Genomic DNA, 14,488 nt, shown 5'->3' on the forward strand with positions numbered 1-14,488 from the left:
GCGTTTCCCCTCAATGGCCCATCAGGCGCTCAAGGGCGCCGGGCTTGTCATGGATGGCGAGCCGGTCGACGATGGTCTCGCTCGCTTCGTTGAGCCCGAGGATCTCGACCTCGGCACCCTCCCGCCGGAATTTGAGCACTACCATGTCGAGCGCTGCAACGCTGGAAATGTCCCAGATGTGGGCGCGCGAGACATCGATTGTGACCTTCTCCAGCGCCTCCTTGAAATCGAAGGCATCGGTGAAGGCATCCGCAGAGGCGAAGAAGACCTGGCCCTCGACGACATAGGTACGGTGGGTTCCGTCGGGCGACAGATATGATGTGACGCGGAAGATCTGGGCGATCTTCCAGGCGAAGAAGATGCCGGACAGCAGCACGCCGATGAGAACGCCGATGGCGAGGTTGTGCGTGGCGATGACGCCGAGGACGGTCGCCACCATGACGATGGAGGACGAGCGCGGATGGGTGGCGAGGTTCTTCAGCGACACCCAACTGAAAGTGCCGATCGAGACCATGATCATCACGGCGACGAGGGCGGCCATGGGAATCTGCTTCACCCAGTCGCCGAGGCCCACGCACAGGACGAGCAGGAAGACGCCGGCACAGAAGGTGGACAGCCGCCCGCGGCCGCCCGACTTCACGTTGATGACGGACTGGCCGATCATGGCACAGCCCGCCATGCCGCCGATGAATCCGGTGGCGAAATTGGCGATGCCCTGGCCGATGCATTCGCGGTTCTTGTCGCTCCTCGTGTCGGTCAGTTCGTCGACGATGGTGGCCGTCATCAGGGATTCGAGCAGGCCGACGGCGGCCACCGCTGCCGAATAGGGCAGGATGACAAGAAGCGTGTCGAGATTCAGCGGCACGTCCGGCAGGAGGAAGACGGGCAGCGTGGACGGCAGTTCGCCCATGTCGCCGACGGTTCTCAGATCGAGTCCGAGGCCGATCGAGACGGCGGTGAGCACGACGACGCAGACGAGCGGCGAGGGGATCGTCTTCGTGATGAGGGGCAGTAGGTAGATGATGGCAAGCCCCGCCGCCACCATCACATAGGTGAGCCACGGCACATTGGTGAGCTCCGGCAGCTGCGCCATGAAGATGAGAATCGCGAGGGCGTTGACGAAGCCGGTCATGACCGATTTCGAGACGAAGCGCATGACGTAACCGAGCCGCAGCAGGCCAGCGCCGACCTGCAAGACGCCGGCGAGCACCGTCGCGGCGAGCAGGTATTGCAGCCCGTGTTCCTTGACGAGCGTGATCATCAGTACGGCCGTTGCCGCCGTTGCCGCCGAGATCATGCCGGGGCGCCCGCCCGTGAAGGCGATGATGACGGCAATCGAGAAGGAGGCATAGAGCCCGACCTTGGGGTCGACGCCGGCGATGATGGAGAACGCGATGGCCTCCGGGATGAGAGCCAGGGCGACCACGAGGCCGGCGAGAATGTCGGCGCGGATGTTGCCGAACCATTCGGTTCTGAGCCGCGAAAGGGAGGAGGACATAGAAACAGGGCTCCGTGCAGGCGCGCCGTTGGTCCGGCGCGGCAAGAGAGGTCAGTTTGTCGTGAAGGAACAGGAGAGAACGGGATGTCGCAGCGGCCGCCTGAGAGCACGCGATCGCCGACACGGCGCGGCCGAGCGGGGAACGCAGATACAGGCAGGAGAGCGCGTAGCTTACATCGGCTCGTTCGTCTCTGGGAACAAAGGCTGCTGCAGCGCAGCATCGATGGTGCGTGCATAGACAGGGCGGCGTGTCATTGCAAGCCCGTTGATCGGGCGGTCGGCAGCAAGACCAGGGCAGACCAGTCCCGGTGGCTGCGCCGGAGCGGCGGATTGCCAGGCGCAGGCTTCCCGACACGGCTGCAGATGAACGTTTCAAGGTTTCCCTTCACGACGCCCACACCCATGCCCGGCGATCGGCATTGCCGCGGGCCGATCCTGCGGCTTACCGCCTGACGACGATCGCGCTCCGACTTGGGTCGACACGAAGGCCGGCGGCAGCAGCAAGCATGGCGGCTGCCTGTAAGTTGTGTTGTTGTGCCGCGTTGTCTTTCGAACGTATATCACTTGTCATAAAAGTCGTTCGGGGTTCTGATATGCTGACGGGCGCCATGAATACATTATTCTTCACGCGTGAGATGACACGACAGTTTTATATATTTCGAACTTGAGTTCTCTGCGTTTGGTTGTGAACGTCCGGGCGGGTCGGTCCGGGAGCGGCGTTCCGGATGGGACGCAACATTCCCCCATCGCTGTTTGTCGCCTGGTCTGTAGCGGCATGTCGAATTGCGAGTGAAAGAATGATTCCAGCATCCGTTTTCAACAACCTGTCCCTCGGTATTTCCATGACAGCCGATCATCGGGCGCCGTTCTTGCCGCAGAGGCCGGGTGTGGGGCCGGGCAACGTAGGTTCGCCGGCCTTCCATCCTCCGGCTCCGGAGGTGGGGGCCAGGCTCGAGGAACAAATTCGAGAGGCCGCAACCTTCATCAATCAGATGTTTCCTGAGACCCGCGCCTGTTCGGATGTCGCTGGCGATGCGGAGCTGCGCCGGGAGAGGGCCGTGGATGGGGCGCGCAAGCATCGCCCGCGCCATCGCAAGATCTATCAGGTGTCGCGCAAGAATGACGACACTCCCGACAAGCTGCCGTCGTGGGACACGACGCACGGCGATCCCGTCTTTCGCATCGGTGCGGATGGACAACCACGTCAGGTCGGCTGGCGCACCGCCGACGGCACTTTGAAGAAGCTGGGTCTCGAGACGGGCGAGCCGAAAGGTGCCGGCAACCAGATCGGTCAGCCTCGCCGGGGCGGCGGGAGGCTCTACGAGACGATCAAGTGGGAACTGGACCATCCGCCGCCAAGGCAGTCCGTCGGTTCAAAGGATAGCATCTTCCTCGTCCACCCGAATGTTGCCAAAGCCCTCGGCGGCGAGATCGGCGATCCCTCGATCCAGAGCAGAATCATAGATGCCATTCAGAAGAAGGGGATCGAGCCGGTTGCCACCGACTTTGAGACCTTTGCGCCCAACGTTCCGCTGAGTTGGGATTTCAGGTTCGACTTCAACGGCCACGCGCCGACGGGTGCGCAGGATCTGGCGCGCCGGGATGGGCGCCGCTTCCGGGATGACCTGGCTCTCTACATCTATGAGAACAATCGTAATCCCCACAATCGCCCCATGGTTATCGACTCCGCAACGACGTACATACTTGTTTCTGATGTCCCTCATGGCGTCATCGGTCAGGCCGCTCCTGGCAGGGCGTACATGATGATCGCCTTCAATCATCTCGATGATGGTGTCCTCAAGCATGAGTTCGGCCATAAGTATGAACTGATGCACGACGATGACGATGGGGTCATGTATCCCTTCGTCCGGAAGCATCAGAACACGAACTATACCAATCAGAACAAGGCTGACATGGTTGGCCCGCTATCGAGGGCATTGGGCTATGATCCGGAAACGGGAAACGCGCCGCCGAACGGCTGATCGCCGCGAGGGAGGCGCCAGCGGCGCCGGCGATAGGAAAAAGGTGGCGAGGCCGAGCCCCCTATCGTCCATGCGATGACAAGGTTGGGAACGGAGCCGCTGCTCGATGCCCGAGCCGGTCGCCGGAGCCGGCGCGGGGGTGTTGCGGAAACCCGCTGGGGAGGGCTGCGCTTGCCTCACAGGCCGCCGACGCAGACGTATTTGATGTTCAGGTAATCGTCGATCCCATATTTGGAGCCCTCGCGCCCGACGCCGGATTCCTTGACCCCGCCGAAAGGCGCGACCTCGGTGGTGATCAGCCCCTCGTTGATGCCGACGAGGCCGTATTCGAGCGCTTCCGAAACGCGGAAGGCACGGCCGAGGTCGCGCGTGTAAAAGTAGCAGGCGAGGCCGTATTGCGTGTCGTTGGCAAGCTGCACGGCCTGTGCCTCATCCTTGAAGCGGAAGAGAGGGGCCAGCGGCCCGAAAGTCTCCTCGCGGGCGACGGCCATGGCCGGCGTCGCGTCCGCGATCACCGTCGGCTCGAAGAAATTGCCGCCGAGGCCTTGGTGGCGCCGGCCGCCCGTGAGCATGCGCCCGCCCTTGGCGAGGGCGTCAGCGATATGCTCCTCCACCTTGGCGACCGCCTTCTCGTCGATGAGCGGGCCCTGCACGACGCCGTCCTCGAAGCCGTTGCCGATCTTCATGGCGGCCGAGGCCTTGGCGAGACGTTCGGCGAAAGCGTCGTAGATGCCGTCCTGGACGAGGAAACGATTGGTACAGACGCAGGTCTGGCCGGCGTTGCGGTACTTGGCAATCATGGCGCCCTCGACGGCGCGGTCGAGGTCGGCGTCGTCGAAGACGATGAAGGGCGCGTTGCCGCCGAGCTCCATCGACACCTTCTTCATGGTGCGCGCCGCCTGTTCGGCGAGCTGCTTGCCGACCTCCGTCGAGCCGGTGAAGGTGATCTTCTTAACGAGGGGGTTCGACGTCAGCTCTCCGCCGATCTGCCGCGCCGCCCCGGTGAGAATGTTGACGACGCCGGCGGGAATGCCGGCCTCCTCGCTGAGCACGCCCCAGGCGAGCGCCGAATAGGGCGTCTGCGAGGCCGGCTTGACCACGATGGTGCAGCCGGCGGCGAGCGCGGCGCCGAGCTTGCGCGCGATCATGGAGGAGGGGAAATTCCACGGCGTGATGGCGCCGACGACGCCCACCGGGTCCTTCGTGACGAGGATGCGCCGGTTCTGCCACGGCGAGGGGATGACGTCGCCGTAGATGCGCCGGCCCTCCTCGGCGAACCACAGCACATAGGCCGCCGACATGCCGACCTCGCCGCGTGCCTCGGCGAGCGGCTTGCCCTGCTCGGCGGTGAGGATGCGGGCAAGGTCCTCCTTGTTGTCGGTGATGAGCTCGGCGAGGCGGCGCAGGTGGTCGGCCCGCTCGGCCGCGGTCTTTGCCCGCCAGGCCGGAAAGGCGGCATCGGCGGCCTCGATGGCCCGGGCGGTTTCGGCCTTGCCCGCATTGGGCACGGTGCCGACGAGCCGGCCGGTCGCCGGATCGGAGACGGCGATGGGCTCGCCGGCCGAGCTGTCCTTGACCCATTCGCCGCCGATGAGGTTGGCGGAACGGAGCAGCTCTGGGCGCTTCAGTCGGGGCTCTGTCTGCATGGTCGTTCTCTCCAGCTGAGCTCTCTCGCTGGCGCGCGCATCTCAACGGCACTGGCGAGGGGAGGCGAGGGCGAATGCGCTTCCCCACATCCTCGAAGGGCAATGTGGCGCTGACAAGGGCCATGAAGACAATCGGGACCTGCGCCCTCGGCGTGGGCAGGAGCTACGGGTCCCGTTTTTCAGCCGGCGACGGATCCTCGAAATAGACTACCATCCTGAGATGGCGATGTTCATCGACCGTCAGCACCTCGTGACGAAAAGTGCGATGCCTGCCGTGCGGATCGATGACGGCGCTGATGCCGCGGCTGTAGCTGTCCATGGTCGGCTGCTCGAACCAGCGCCGGAAATCCGCCGACAGGCTCTTGAGCTCGCCGATCAGCGATGCGAGCACCGGGCTCTCCGGCGCGGCGGCGACATCGTAACGGAACTGGGCGAGCAACCTTGGCGCATCCCGATGCCATGCCGGCAGCCGCCGGCGCAGGTCGGGGTCGGCGAAGAGCATGCGCATGATGTTGCGGTCCGCCTGCTCGCGGCCGGAGAGGCCGAGCAGCCGGTCGATGGCCGCATTCCAGGCGATCACGTCCCAGCGCAGGTTGACGACACAGGCCGGCCGCGCGGCGAGATCGTCCAGCATCTGCTGGATGAGCGGGCTGACCGAGAGCCACTGATAGTCTTCGAGCGGCGGTGGGCGCCGATGCGCCAGCAGAAAGAGGTGGCAGCATTCCGCGTCGTCCAGCCTGAGGGCCTTCGACACCTTAAGAAGGAAATCCTCGGAGACCTGAATGTCGCGCCCCTGCTCGAACCACGTGTACCAGGTCAGTCCGACGCCAGCGAGGGCAGCAACCTCCTCGCGCCGGAGACCCGGCGTGCGGCGCCGACCCGTCGAGGCGAGGCCGACGTCGGCAGGCGTCAGCCTGCGGCGGTGGCGTATCAGGAAGTCCGACAGGTCGCTTCGTGTGCGGGCGAGGGTTCGGTTCGTCAGGGGATTGCTCCAAGTAACAGGATAACTTCCAATATTGTAACAGGATGATGTCGTGCCGACAGTCCTCCGACAAGGAGGCAACATGACATCTCGCTGCGACATCGACATTTCTCTTCCAGACGCGGTCCTGGGCGACGCCGCGACGGTCCCGTCCTCGGCGCGGCTGCGGGAATGGCTGGGCCTTGCCCTTCTTTCCCTGCCGACGATCTTACTCGGGCTTGATCTGACGCTGCTGCATCTGGCGCTGCCAGCGCTCGCCGCCGACCTGCAGGCAACGAGCACGCAGGCGCTCTGGGTCATGGATGCCTACGGTTTCCTGATCGCGGGCTTTCTCGTCACCATGGGCACCCTGGGTGACCGCATTGGGCGTCGCCGACTCCTGATGATCGGCGCTGCCGCCTTCGCCGCCGCCTCGATCGCCGCGGCCTTCTCGCCCTCCGCACCGATGCTGATCGCGGCGCGTGCGGCGCTCGGGATCGCCGGCGCGACGCTGATGCCGTCCACCCTGGCGCTCATCAGCAACATGTTCGTCGCCCCCCGCGAGCGGGCGTTGGCGATCGGTGTCTGGGCCACCATGTTCGCGGCCGGCATGGCTCTGGGACCGATCGTGGGCGGCGCCCTGTTGGCGCATTTCTGGTGGGGCGCCGCATTTCTCTTGGCCGTCCCCGTCGTTGCGCTGCTGCTCGTCCTCGCCCCGGTCCTGTTGCCGGAATACCGCGCCCCGCGCGCTGGCCGCCTCGACCTTCCGAGCGTCGTCCTGTCACTCGCCGCCATGCTGCCGGTCATTTACGGCGTCAAGCGGTTCGCGAAGGACGGGCCCACGCCCGAGGCAGCCGTCGCCGTGGGGCTCGGGGTACTCGTCGCGCTCATCTTCGTGCGGCGGCAGCGGCGTCTCGCGGACCCGCTCGTCGACATGAGCCTGTTCGCCGAAAAGGCGTTCGGCATTGCGCTGGTGGTGCTGCTCTTCGGCCTCGTCGCCGTCGGGGGCACCATGCTGCTCGTCACGCAGTACCTGCAGCTGGTGGCCGGCCTTTCGCCGCTCGTCGCCGGTCTCTGGATGGGACCGCCGGCCGTGGCCATGGTCGTTGCCGGCATCGGCGCGCCGCTTGTCGCGCGGCGCGTCAGGCCGGGATATGTGGTCTCCGGCGCGCTTGCCCTGTCTGTTGCCGGCTATCTCATGCTGACGCAGCTCGACGGCGGCGGTTCGGACCTGGGGCTGCTGGGCGCCGGCTTCTCGTTGGCCTATCTCGGGCTCGGGGCGATCGCGGCGCTCGGTACGGATCTCGTCGTCGGTTCGGCGCCCCCCGAGAAGGCGGGGTCGGCGTCTGCATTGTCGGAGACAGTGCAGGACCTCGGCGCCTCCCTCGGCGTCGCCGCGCTCGGCAGCCTCGCCACCGCTGTCTATCGCGGCGCAATGGCGGGGCGGGGGATGGAGACGCTCGCCGGCGATGCGCGCGAAGCGGTTGCGGACAGCCTCTGGGCGGCCTCCGCCATCGCCGGCAGGCTGCCGGCGGGGCTGATCGACCAGGCGCGGGCCGCCTTCATGGCGGGCTTCACCGCTGCTGCTGTCGTCAGCGCCGTATCAGTCGCCATTCTCGCGGTGCTTGCCGCCGTGGCGCTGAGGCATGTCGGCCGCCCGGGCGATTGAGCGACCGAACGGGGGCGCCTCAGGCCGATTGCAAGCGATTGGGTTTCAGGCACCCGTATCGGGGGCATCCCGAATGGCAGGCAGGGGTAAGCGGGCATTGCGATCAAATCGCGCGATTATATCGAGCGGGAGGACTGAGGACGCCTTGCATGGCCGCAAAAAACGATACGCATCGCGGAAGTCAGCCTGACGTCGGCGGGCTGCAACCTCGCCCACGAGGCGGCCTGCGTGCCGGCGAGGATCTTGGAGATGACCGGCATGTCGCCGGGCGAAGTCGCTGAGAGTCGTCGAGCGCTGGCGGCGTTGCGCGAAAAGCTGCACGTTGGTTTGCCGGACAGGGGCTGACGCAGCAGCGGCCGGCGCGGCGACCGGAGCATGGGACAATGATGAGGGGCGAGCCCTGCCACGGACGGCTGGGCCCGCCCGGATGAGCTTGCCGTCAGGCGGCGCCTACCGGCTGACGGTGGATGAACCACAGCTCGATCGCGGCGAGGACGGCGACGATCACGCCCGCGATCACGTGCGGATAGAACGCCGCAGCGATCCCGGTGAAGCCGAGCACCCACGGCGAGATCAGCGCCCAGATGCCGAGCGCCAGGTTCGCCCATTCCTCCCATTCCGCGAAGGAGACGAGCGCGCCGATGGCGATGAGCGCGATCGCCGCCCCAACGAGCCAAGCGTTCCAGGAGGCCGCTGCCTCCATGGTGAAGCCCAGCACCCACGGGCTGAGTGCGAGGCAGACGCCGACGAGGGCATTGCCGACGTCGAGCGCCGTATGCTCCGTCTTCCTCATCATTCTCGCTGGCATGACACTGCTCCTTCCTTGACACACCGGTCGTCCGTGACGCGCGCAGCCGGCCTTCGCCGTGGCAGGGCCGCAAAGCCGCGCCGCCGGCGCGGCCAGCGAACATGCAAGGTGAAGGAGAGGGACACGTACTGCGTCGTCCTCATGGCCACATCCTCCGGTGGAGGACCGTGCATGGGCGACATCTCCGGACCCCGGTCCGGCTGCGGCCCGTGTCACGGTGACCGCTTGCTCTTCATTTAGCCGGGAAAGCCTTACTTTTCAAGGGTTATGGGGATCAGTCCATCACGGCATGGCCCGGTTCGCCCTTGCGGTCGGCAGGTCCGGCCGGCGCATTATCAGGAGCTGTAGCACGGACAGGAGCAGCACGGTCGTCATGGTCAGCGTCGCGACCGAAGCTCCTGTGTCCAGTAGCTCTCGTTCCAGAGCGAATAGGCGAGCATCATGATACCCGTGAGCATCAATGAGACGCGGGTCGGGCGAAGACAGCCGGCCGGCGACGAGCATGGCGATCATGGTGCCGACCCCGCGCGGCGCCATCAGGAGCCCTACGGTCGCAGCCGAATAGCCGCCGAGCATTCGCAGATAGGGCGAAAACGATCTGCAAACAGCGCTATTGAAGCGGTTGGAGCATGCCTCCACTGGCTCGGCGTCCCCGCGATGGCATGGTTCAGCATTGGCTGGAGGCGGACTTTCCATGCGGCAGGATGGGCGCGTCCTCGTCATCGAGTACACGTTCGGCCGCGCCGTCGAGATCCTCGTACTGGCCGCCGCGCAGCGACCAGAGGAAGACGGCGAGCCCGACGAAACCGAGGCCCAGCGACAGCGGGATGAGGTAGAAAAAGTCGCTCATGCACGTGCCTCCGACATCCGGCCGACGCGCCGGCCCGCCTCTCGGGCGCCGCCGTCGGCACGGCCGAGGCGCAGCGCATTCGCAACCACGATCACCGAAGAGGATGACATGGCCACGGCGGCGAAGAGCGGTGTCACGAAGCCGAACACCGCGAAGGGCAGGGCGATGGCGTTGTAGATCAGCGCGAGGGCCAAGTTCTGGCGGGTCAGCGCTTGCGCCGCGCGGGAGAGGCCGAGGGCCGCCGGCACGGCCTCGAGCCCGTCGCGCAGGAAGACGAAGTCGGCTGCGTTGCGGCCGATGTCGGCGGCCGTGGCCGGTGCCATCGACGCATGCGCGGCGGCGAGCGCCGGCGCGTCGTTGAGCCCGTCGCCGACCATCAGCACCTTGCGGCCGTCGGCGGCGAGCGCGGCGAGGATCGCCACCTTGTCGCCCGGCACGAGGTCACCGGCGCATTCGGTAATGCCGAGCTCGGCGGCAAGGCGCAGGACCTCATCGCTGCGGTCGCCGGAGAGGAGGACGATCCTGAGCCCCTCGGCCTTGAGCGCCCGCACCGCCTGCTGCGCGCCCGGCCGCAGTCGGTCGGCGAATGAAAAGCCGGCGACGAGGCGGCCGTTACGCGAGAGGACGGTGCCGGTGATGCCGCTGGCGTCGCGGAGCGCCCAGGCCGCGCGGCCGAGGCGGTAGACATGGCCGCCCGCGGTCGCCTCGAGCCCGAGGCCGGGATGTTCGCCGACGCTGTCGAAGACGGGCGCCAGCCGCACCCGGTCCTGCGCGGCGGCGGCGATGGCGCGCGCGTGGGGGTGGCGCGAATGGGCGGCGATGGCCGCGGCGACCGCAAGTTCGGCCGGTGCAATGTCGCCGGCATTCGTAAGCGCGAGGATGCCCTGCGTCAGCGTCCCCGTCTTGTCGAAGACGACGGTGTCGATCTCGGTGATGCGCTCCAGCGCGCCTCCGTCCTTGACCATAATGCCGGCCTCGAAAAGGCGGCGGGCGGCGACCACCTGCACCATCGGCACGGCGAGCGCCAGCGCGCAGGGGCAGGTGATAATGAGCACGGCGACAGCGACGGTGAGCGACTGGTGCCAGCCGCCGCCGACAAGCATCCAGCCGAGGAAGGTGACGAGCGCAGCCGCATGGACGAAAGGCGCATAGAGAGAGGCCGCGCGGTCGGCGAGCCGCCGGTAGCGCGAGCGTCCACCTTCCGCCGCCTCCATGAGGCGCAACATCTCGGCGAGGAAGGAATCCTTTGCCGCCGCCCGTGCCCGCATCGTCACCGGCCCGGTGAGGTTGAGCGTGCCGGCCTCCACGGCGGTGCCGGGGCCGGCCTCGCGCGGCAGGCTCTCGCCGTTGACGAGCGAGCAGTCGATGTCCGATTGCCCGGCGATGATCTCGCCGTCAACCGGGATGCGTTCGCCCGCGGCCACCATCAGCGTCATGCCGGGAGCGATTTCGGAGAGCGGCAGGTATTCCTGCCGTCCGTCGCCACGGACCACATGGGCGCCGCGCGCGGCGAAACGCGCGAGGCCCTTGACGGCGGTGCGTGCCCGCTCGCGCATGACATGATCGAGCGTGCGGCCGATGAGCAGGAAGAAGATGAGCGATACGGCTGCGTCGAAATAGGCATGAGCACCGCTGTTCACCGTGTCGTAAAGGCTCATGCCGAAGGCGATGAGGATGCCGATGGAAATCGGCACGTCCATGTTGGTGCGCCCGTGGCTGAGTGCGTTCCAGGCGGAGCTGAAGAAGACGCGGCCGGAATAGGCGATGGTCGGCAGGGCGATGGCGGCGGAGATGAGGTGGAAGAGGTCGCGTGCGCCGGCCTCGGCGCCGGACCACACCGCTACTGACATCAGCATGATGTTCATCGCGCCGAAGCCCGCCACCGCGAGCGCACGCACGAGGCTGGAGAGCGTCTCGTCGCGCTCGTCGGCTGCCGGGTCGTCGAGATGGGCGGGATAGCCGATGGCCGCAAGCGTCGGGACGAAGGCGCTCGGGTCCGCCGCCTCGCGCCAGCGCACCGAGACGCGGCGCGTGGAGAGGTTGACGCGCGCGCCCTCGACGCCGTCGATGCGCCCGAGCGCGTTCTCGACCGTGCGCATGCAGGCACCGCAATGCACGGCCGGAACGGACAGGTCCGTCTGCCACAGGCCCTCGCCGATGCGATGGCTGGCGAGGACGATCTCCTCCCGCGAGGGCCCTCCTTCAGCGGCCGCGGGCGCGGCGGCGAGGGCGAGCGTGGCCGGCCCGCAGCAGCTCATGGGGTCATTCCTCCTGCGCGATGGCCTTGTAGGCGTGCCAGGTGCCGTGGCCGAGCACCGGGAAGGTGATGATGAGCCCGAGGAGGCCCGTGACGAGGCTCGCTAGGAAGAGCGCGAGCACGATGGCGCCCCAGGCGAGCATCACGGGCAGATTGTTCCACACCAGCGCCATGCTCTTGCCCATGGCCGTGAAGGCATCCACGCGCCGGTCGAGCAGCATCGGGATTGAGAAGGCGCTGATGGCAAAGGAGAAGGCAGCGAACAGTGCCCCGACGAGGCTGCCGACGACGAGCATGGCAAGGCCGAGCGGTGTGCCGAACAGCATCGCCGTGATCGGCCCGAGGCCGGGTACGAAGGGCTGCCAGCCGAAAAACAGCGCGTAGATGATGACGGCTGCACGCATCCATACCAGCATCAGCATCATCAGGAGCGCGCCGGTGAAGAGGATCTGCCCCGTCGAGGCCGCCTTCACGAAGATCATGCCGGCAAGGCTCGCCCTTCGCCCCTCGGCAAGGCGCCGGCTCTTTTCGTAGAGGCCGATGGCGAGCACCGGTCCGACCACCATGAACCCAGCCAAGGCTGGGAAGAGGATGTAGTCGAATCCGAAGGCGAACAACCCCCAGATCGTGATGACTGAGACGGCGAAGACGAGAACGCCGTAGGCGAGGCTCGCCCCTGGCTGCACCGTGAAGTCCCGCCAGCCCTTCCGGAGCCAAGTGAGGGCCTCCGACGCAGGCAGTCCGCGATCGAGATCGACGCGGGCGGGCTTGACCGGCGCTTCGTGCGCGACTGTGCTCATGTCCTTTTTCCTCGCTCCGTCCGCTCAGCACGATGACTTGGCCGCGCGGAAGGCGCCTTCGCCCCCGCCCGGCGCCTTCAGATGGGCGACGCAGTCCGGCTGCGAGGACAGCGCCACCGCGACGAGATGCGCGTTCGCTCCGATGATCACCGCGGCCGCCACCGCGACGATGAGGAAGGCCGTGAGGCGCCCCCGCGACAAAGGCTTGCGGGCCGGATCCCGATGTCGTGTCCTCGCCGTCATGGGTCACTTGCCTCCGCCGAGGTCGAGCACGTAGAGCGTGAGGATCTTGCGGTCGAGCTCCGAGAGCCGCGTCTCCCACGCCGGCATGTGGCCCTGGCGACCACCGTAGACGGTATTGAAGATCGACTGGCGGTCCCCGCCGTAGATCCAGAAGCCGTCCGTCAGGTCAGGAGCCCCCACGTCGGTGCTGCCCTTGCCCTCCGGCCCGTGGCACGAGGCGCAGTTGGCGTCATAGACCTCCTTGCCCGCGACAATCGCTTCTTTTTCCGGCCCGCTCGCGAGGGTCGGATCGCTCAGCGACTGCACATAGGTGACGACGTTGAGTACGGCCGCCCTGTCGAGCATCTGGTCGCGGCCGAAGGCGAGCATCTGTGCGATGCGGCCCTCGGGATGGCCGCTGTTGATGCCGACACGGATCGTCTCGGCGATCGCCTCGGGCGTGCCGCCCCACAGCCATGCACCGGCCGTGAGGTTAGGATAGCCGGGCCCGCCCTTGCCGGCGGTGCCGTGGCAGACCGCGCAATTGTCGCCGAAGAGGGCGCGGCCGCTCTCGCGCACCTTCTGCATCAGGCCTGCATCCGCCTGGATGGTGGCATAATCGTCCTGCGCGATGCGCTGCGCCCAGCTGCGCTGGCGCGCGGCCTCGGCGACGCTCTCGCGCACGATCTCGCGCTGGTCGATACCGAGCAGGCCCTTCGTATAGGTCACGCCGAGCGGCCAGGCCGGCATCAGCACCCAGTAAACGAAGGCGAAGAGGGCTGTGACGGAGAGGAAGAACCACACCGCCTTCGGCACTGGGGTGTTCAGTTCCTTGATGCCGTTCCACTCGTGCCCGGTCATTCGCTGACCGGTGTAGGGATCGTGCTCGCCTACCGACATGGCGTGTCCTCGTCGTCGATGATGCTCTTGGCAGCTTCCTCGAACCGCTCCTTGTTGGAGGGCCAGAAGGTGTAGGCGACGACGGTGATGGCCATCGCCATGAGGTAGAAGAGGCCGTAGGATTTGGAGAACGCGACGAGCGTGTCGTGGTCGATCATGGCTTCGCCCCTTCGGTCGATGCGGTCTGCTGGTGGGCGGCGTCCGTGAGGCGGCCGAGCACCTGCAGGTAGGCGACGAGCGCATCCATCTCGCTCACCCGCTCGGGCTTGCCATCGAAGGCGCGCACGTTGGTAGCCTCGCCGTAGCGGGCGGTGACGCCGGCCGCGAAGGGGCCGTCCGGCATCGCCTGGCCATAGGCGTCGGCGGTGGCGTTGGCGATCATCTCGTCCGTATAGGGCACGCCGACCACGCGCTGGGCGGCGAGATGGTCGGAGAGGTCGTTCACCTTGAGCGGCGTCTCGGCGAGCCAGCGGTAGGCCGGCATGATCGATTCCGGCACCACGTCGCGCGGGTTGATGAGATGCGCAACGTGCCAGGCATCGGAATACTTGCCGCCGATGCGGGCGAGGTCCGGCCCCGTGCGCTTGGAGCCCCAGAGCATCGGGTGGTCGTATTTCGACTCGACCGCCAGCGAATAGGGTCCGTAGCGCTCCACCTCGTCGCGCAGGGTGCGGATCATCTGCGAGTGGCAGGCATAGCAGCCCTCACGGATGTAGATGTTGCGCCCCGCGAGTTCGAGCGGCGTGTAGACGCGCATATCGGGCGCCTCCTCGACCGTCTCGTCGATGGTGAAGAGCGGGGCGATCTCCATGAAGCCGCCGATGCTCGACACCACGATGATGGCGACGACGAAGCCGATGGCGTTGCGTTCGAGCTTTTGATGGATGCCGAACAT

Annotated in this window: 14 protein-coding genes; 2 read left to right on the forward strand and 12 right to left on the reverse strand. The window is 66.7% G+C overall.

The annotated features are described in order from the left end of the window. Positions 1 to 10 precede the first annotated feature (10 nt). Positions 11 to 1,498 (reverse strand): SulP family inorganic anion transporter, encoded by a 1,488-nt coding sequence (locus ASC46_RS15870; protein ID WP_055460285.1) that lies wholly within the window; start codon positions 1,496 to 1,498, stop codon positions 11 to 13. Positions 1,499 to 2,295: 797 nt separating this feature from the next. Between ASC46_RS15870 and ASC46_RS15875 the strand changes: the two genes are divergently transcribed. Continuing rightward, positions 2,296 to 3,480 carry a hypothetical protein gene (locus ASC46_RS15875; RefSeq protein ID WP_141659701.1) on the forward strand — a complete coding sequence of 395 codons (1,185 nt, stop codon included), beginning with the start codon at positions 2,296 to 2,298 and terminating at the stop codon, positions 3,478 to 3,480. A 176-nt stretch (positions 3,481 to 3,656) separates the two neighbouring features. Here ASC46_RS15875 and ASC46_RS15880 read toward each other — a convergent pair whose 3' ends face one another. Next, positions 3,657 to 5,126, reverse strand: a complete 1,470-nt coding sequence (locus tag ASC46_RS15880; RefSeq protein ID WP_055460287.1) for an NAD-dependent succinate-semialdehyde dehydrogenase — start codon at positions 5,124 to 5,126, stop codon at positions 3,657 to 3,659. 163 nt (positions 5,127 to 5,289) lie between these two features. After that, complete coding sequence (locus ASC46_RS15885) at positions 5,290 to 6,192, reverse strand: helix-turn-helix transcriptional regulator (protein WP_245280588.1); 903 nt, start codon at positions 6,190 to 6,192, stop codon at positions 5,290 to 5,292. On the opposite strand from ASC46_RS15885, the gene ASC46_RS15890 reads away from it, so the two are divergent. Beyond that, the gene (locus tag ASC46_RS15890) at positions 6,191 to 7,756 is read left to right on the forward strand and encodes an MFS transporter (protein ID WP_055460288.1); all 1,566 of its coding nucleotides are present in this window, start codon (positions 6,191 to 6,193) and stop codon (positions 7,754 to 7,756) included. The genes ASC46_RS15885 and ASC46_RS15890 overlap by 2 nt on opposite strands. 439 nt (positions 7,757 to 8,195) lie before the next feature. Here the strand turns inward: ASC46_RS15890 and ASC46_RS15895 are convergent, their stop codons facing one another. From ASC46_RS15895 to ccoO, 9 genes are all read right to left on the reverse strand, one after another. Beyond that, positions 8,196 to 8,552: an SPW repeat protein gene (locus ASC46_RS15895; RefSeq protein WP_055460289.1), complete on the reverse strand. Its 357-nt coding sequence runs from the start codon at positions 8,550 to 8,552 to the stop codon at positions 8,196 to 8,198. Positions 8,553 to 8,846: 294 nt separating this feature from the next. Beyond that, positions 8,847 to 9,101: a hypothetical protein gene (locus tag ASC46_RS21615; RefSeq protein WP_210166003.1), complete on the reverse strand. Its 255-nt coding sequence runs from the start codon at positions 9,099 to 9,101 to the stop codon at positions 8,847 to 8,849. 130 nt (positions 9,102 to 9,231) lie between these two features. Beyond that, entirely contained in the window at positions 9,232 to 9,414 is a 183-nt protein-coding gene (gene ccoS / locus ASC46_RS15905) for a cbb3-type cytochrome oxidase assembly protein CcoS (RefSeq protein ID WP_055460291.1), read from the reverse strand. Continuing rightward, entirely contained in the window at positions 9,411 to 11,672 is a 2,262-nt protein-coding gene (locus tag ASC46_RS15910; protein ID WP_055460292.1) for a heavy metal translocating P-type ATPase, read from the reverse strand. Before ASC46_RS15910 ends, ccoS begins: the two co-directional genes overlap by 4 nt. Positions 11,673 to 11,676: 4 nt before the next feature. Beyond that, entirely contained in the window at positions 11,677 to 12,471 is a 795-nt protein-coding gene (locus ASC46_RS15915; RefSeq protein WP_055460293.1) for a DUF2189 domain-containing protein, read from the reverse strand. 24 nt (positions 12,472 to 12,495) lie between these two features. Next, positions 12,496 to 12,714 (reverse strand): hypothetical protein, encoded by a 219-nt coding sequence (locus ASC46_RS15920; RefSeq protein ID WP_055460294.1) that lies wholly within the window; start codon positions 12,712 to 12,714, stop codon positions 12,496 to 12,498. A 3-nt stretch (positions 12,715 to 12,717) separates the two neighbouring features. Further along, complete coding sequence (gene ccoP, locus ASC46_RS15925; protein ID WP_055460295.1) at positions 12,718 to 13,593, reverse strand: cytochrome-c oxidase, cbb3-type subunit III; 876 nt, start codon at positions 13,591 to 13,593, stop codon at positions 12,718 to 12,720. After that, positions 13,584 to 13,751 (reverse strand): cbb3-type cytochrome oxidase subunit 3, encoded by a 168-nt coding sequence (locus ASC46_RS15930; RefSeq protein WP_055460296.1) that lies wholly within the window; start codon positions 13,749 to 13,751, stop codon positions 13,584 to 13,586. Before ASC46_RS15930 ends, ccoP begins: the two co-directional genes overlap by 10 nt. Next, positions 13,748 to 14,488: a cytochrome-c oxidase, cbb3-type subunit II gene (gene ccoO, locus ASC46_RS15935; RefSeq protein WP_019403445.1), complete on the reverse strand. Its 741-nt coding sequence runs from the start codon at positions 14,486 to 14,488 to the stop codon at positions 13,748 to 13,750. Before ccoO ends, ASC46_RS15930 begins: the two co-directional genes overlap by 4 nt.

It is taken from the genome of Chelatococcus sambhunathii (assembly GCF_001418005.1).
Lineage (GTDB): Bacteria > Pseudomonadota > Alphaproteobacteria > Rhizobiales > Beijerinckiaceae > Chelatococcus_A > Chelatococcus_A sambhunathii.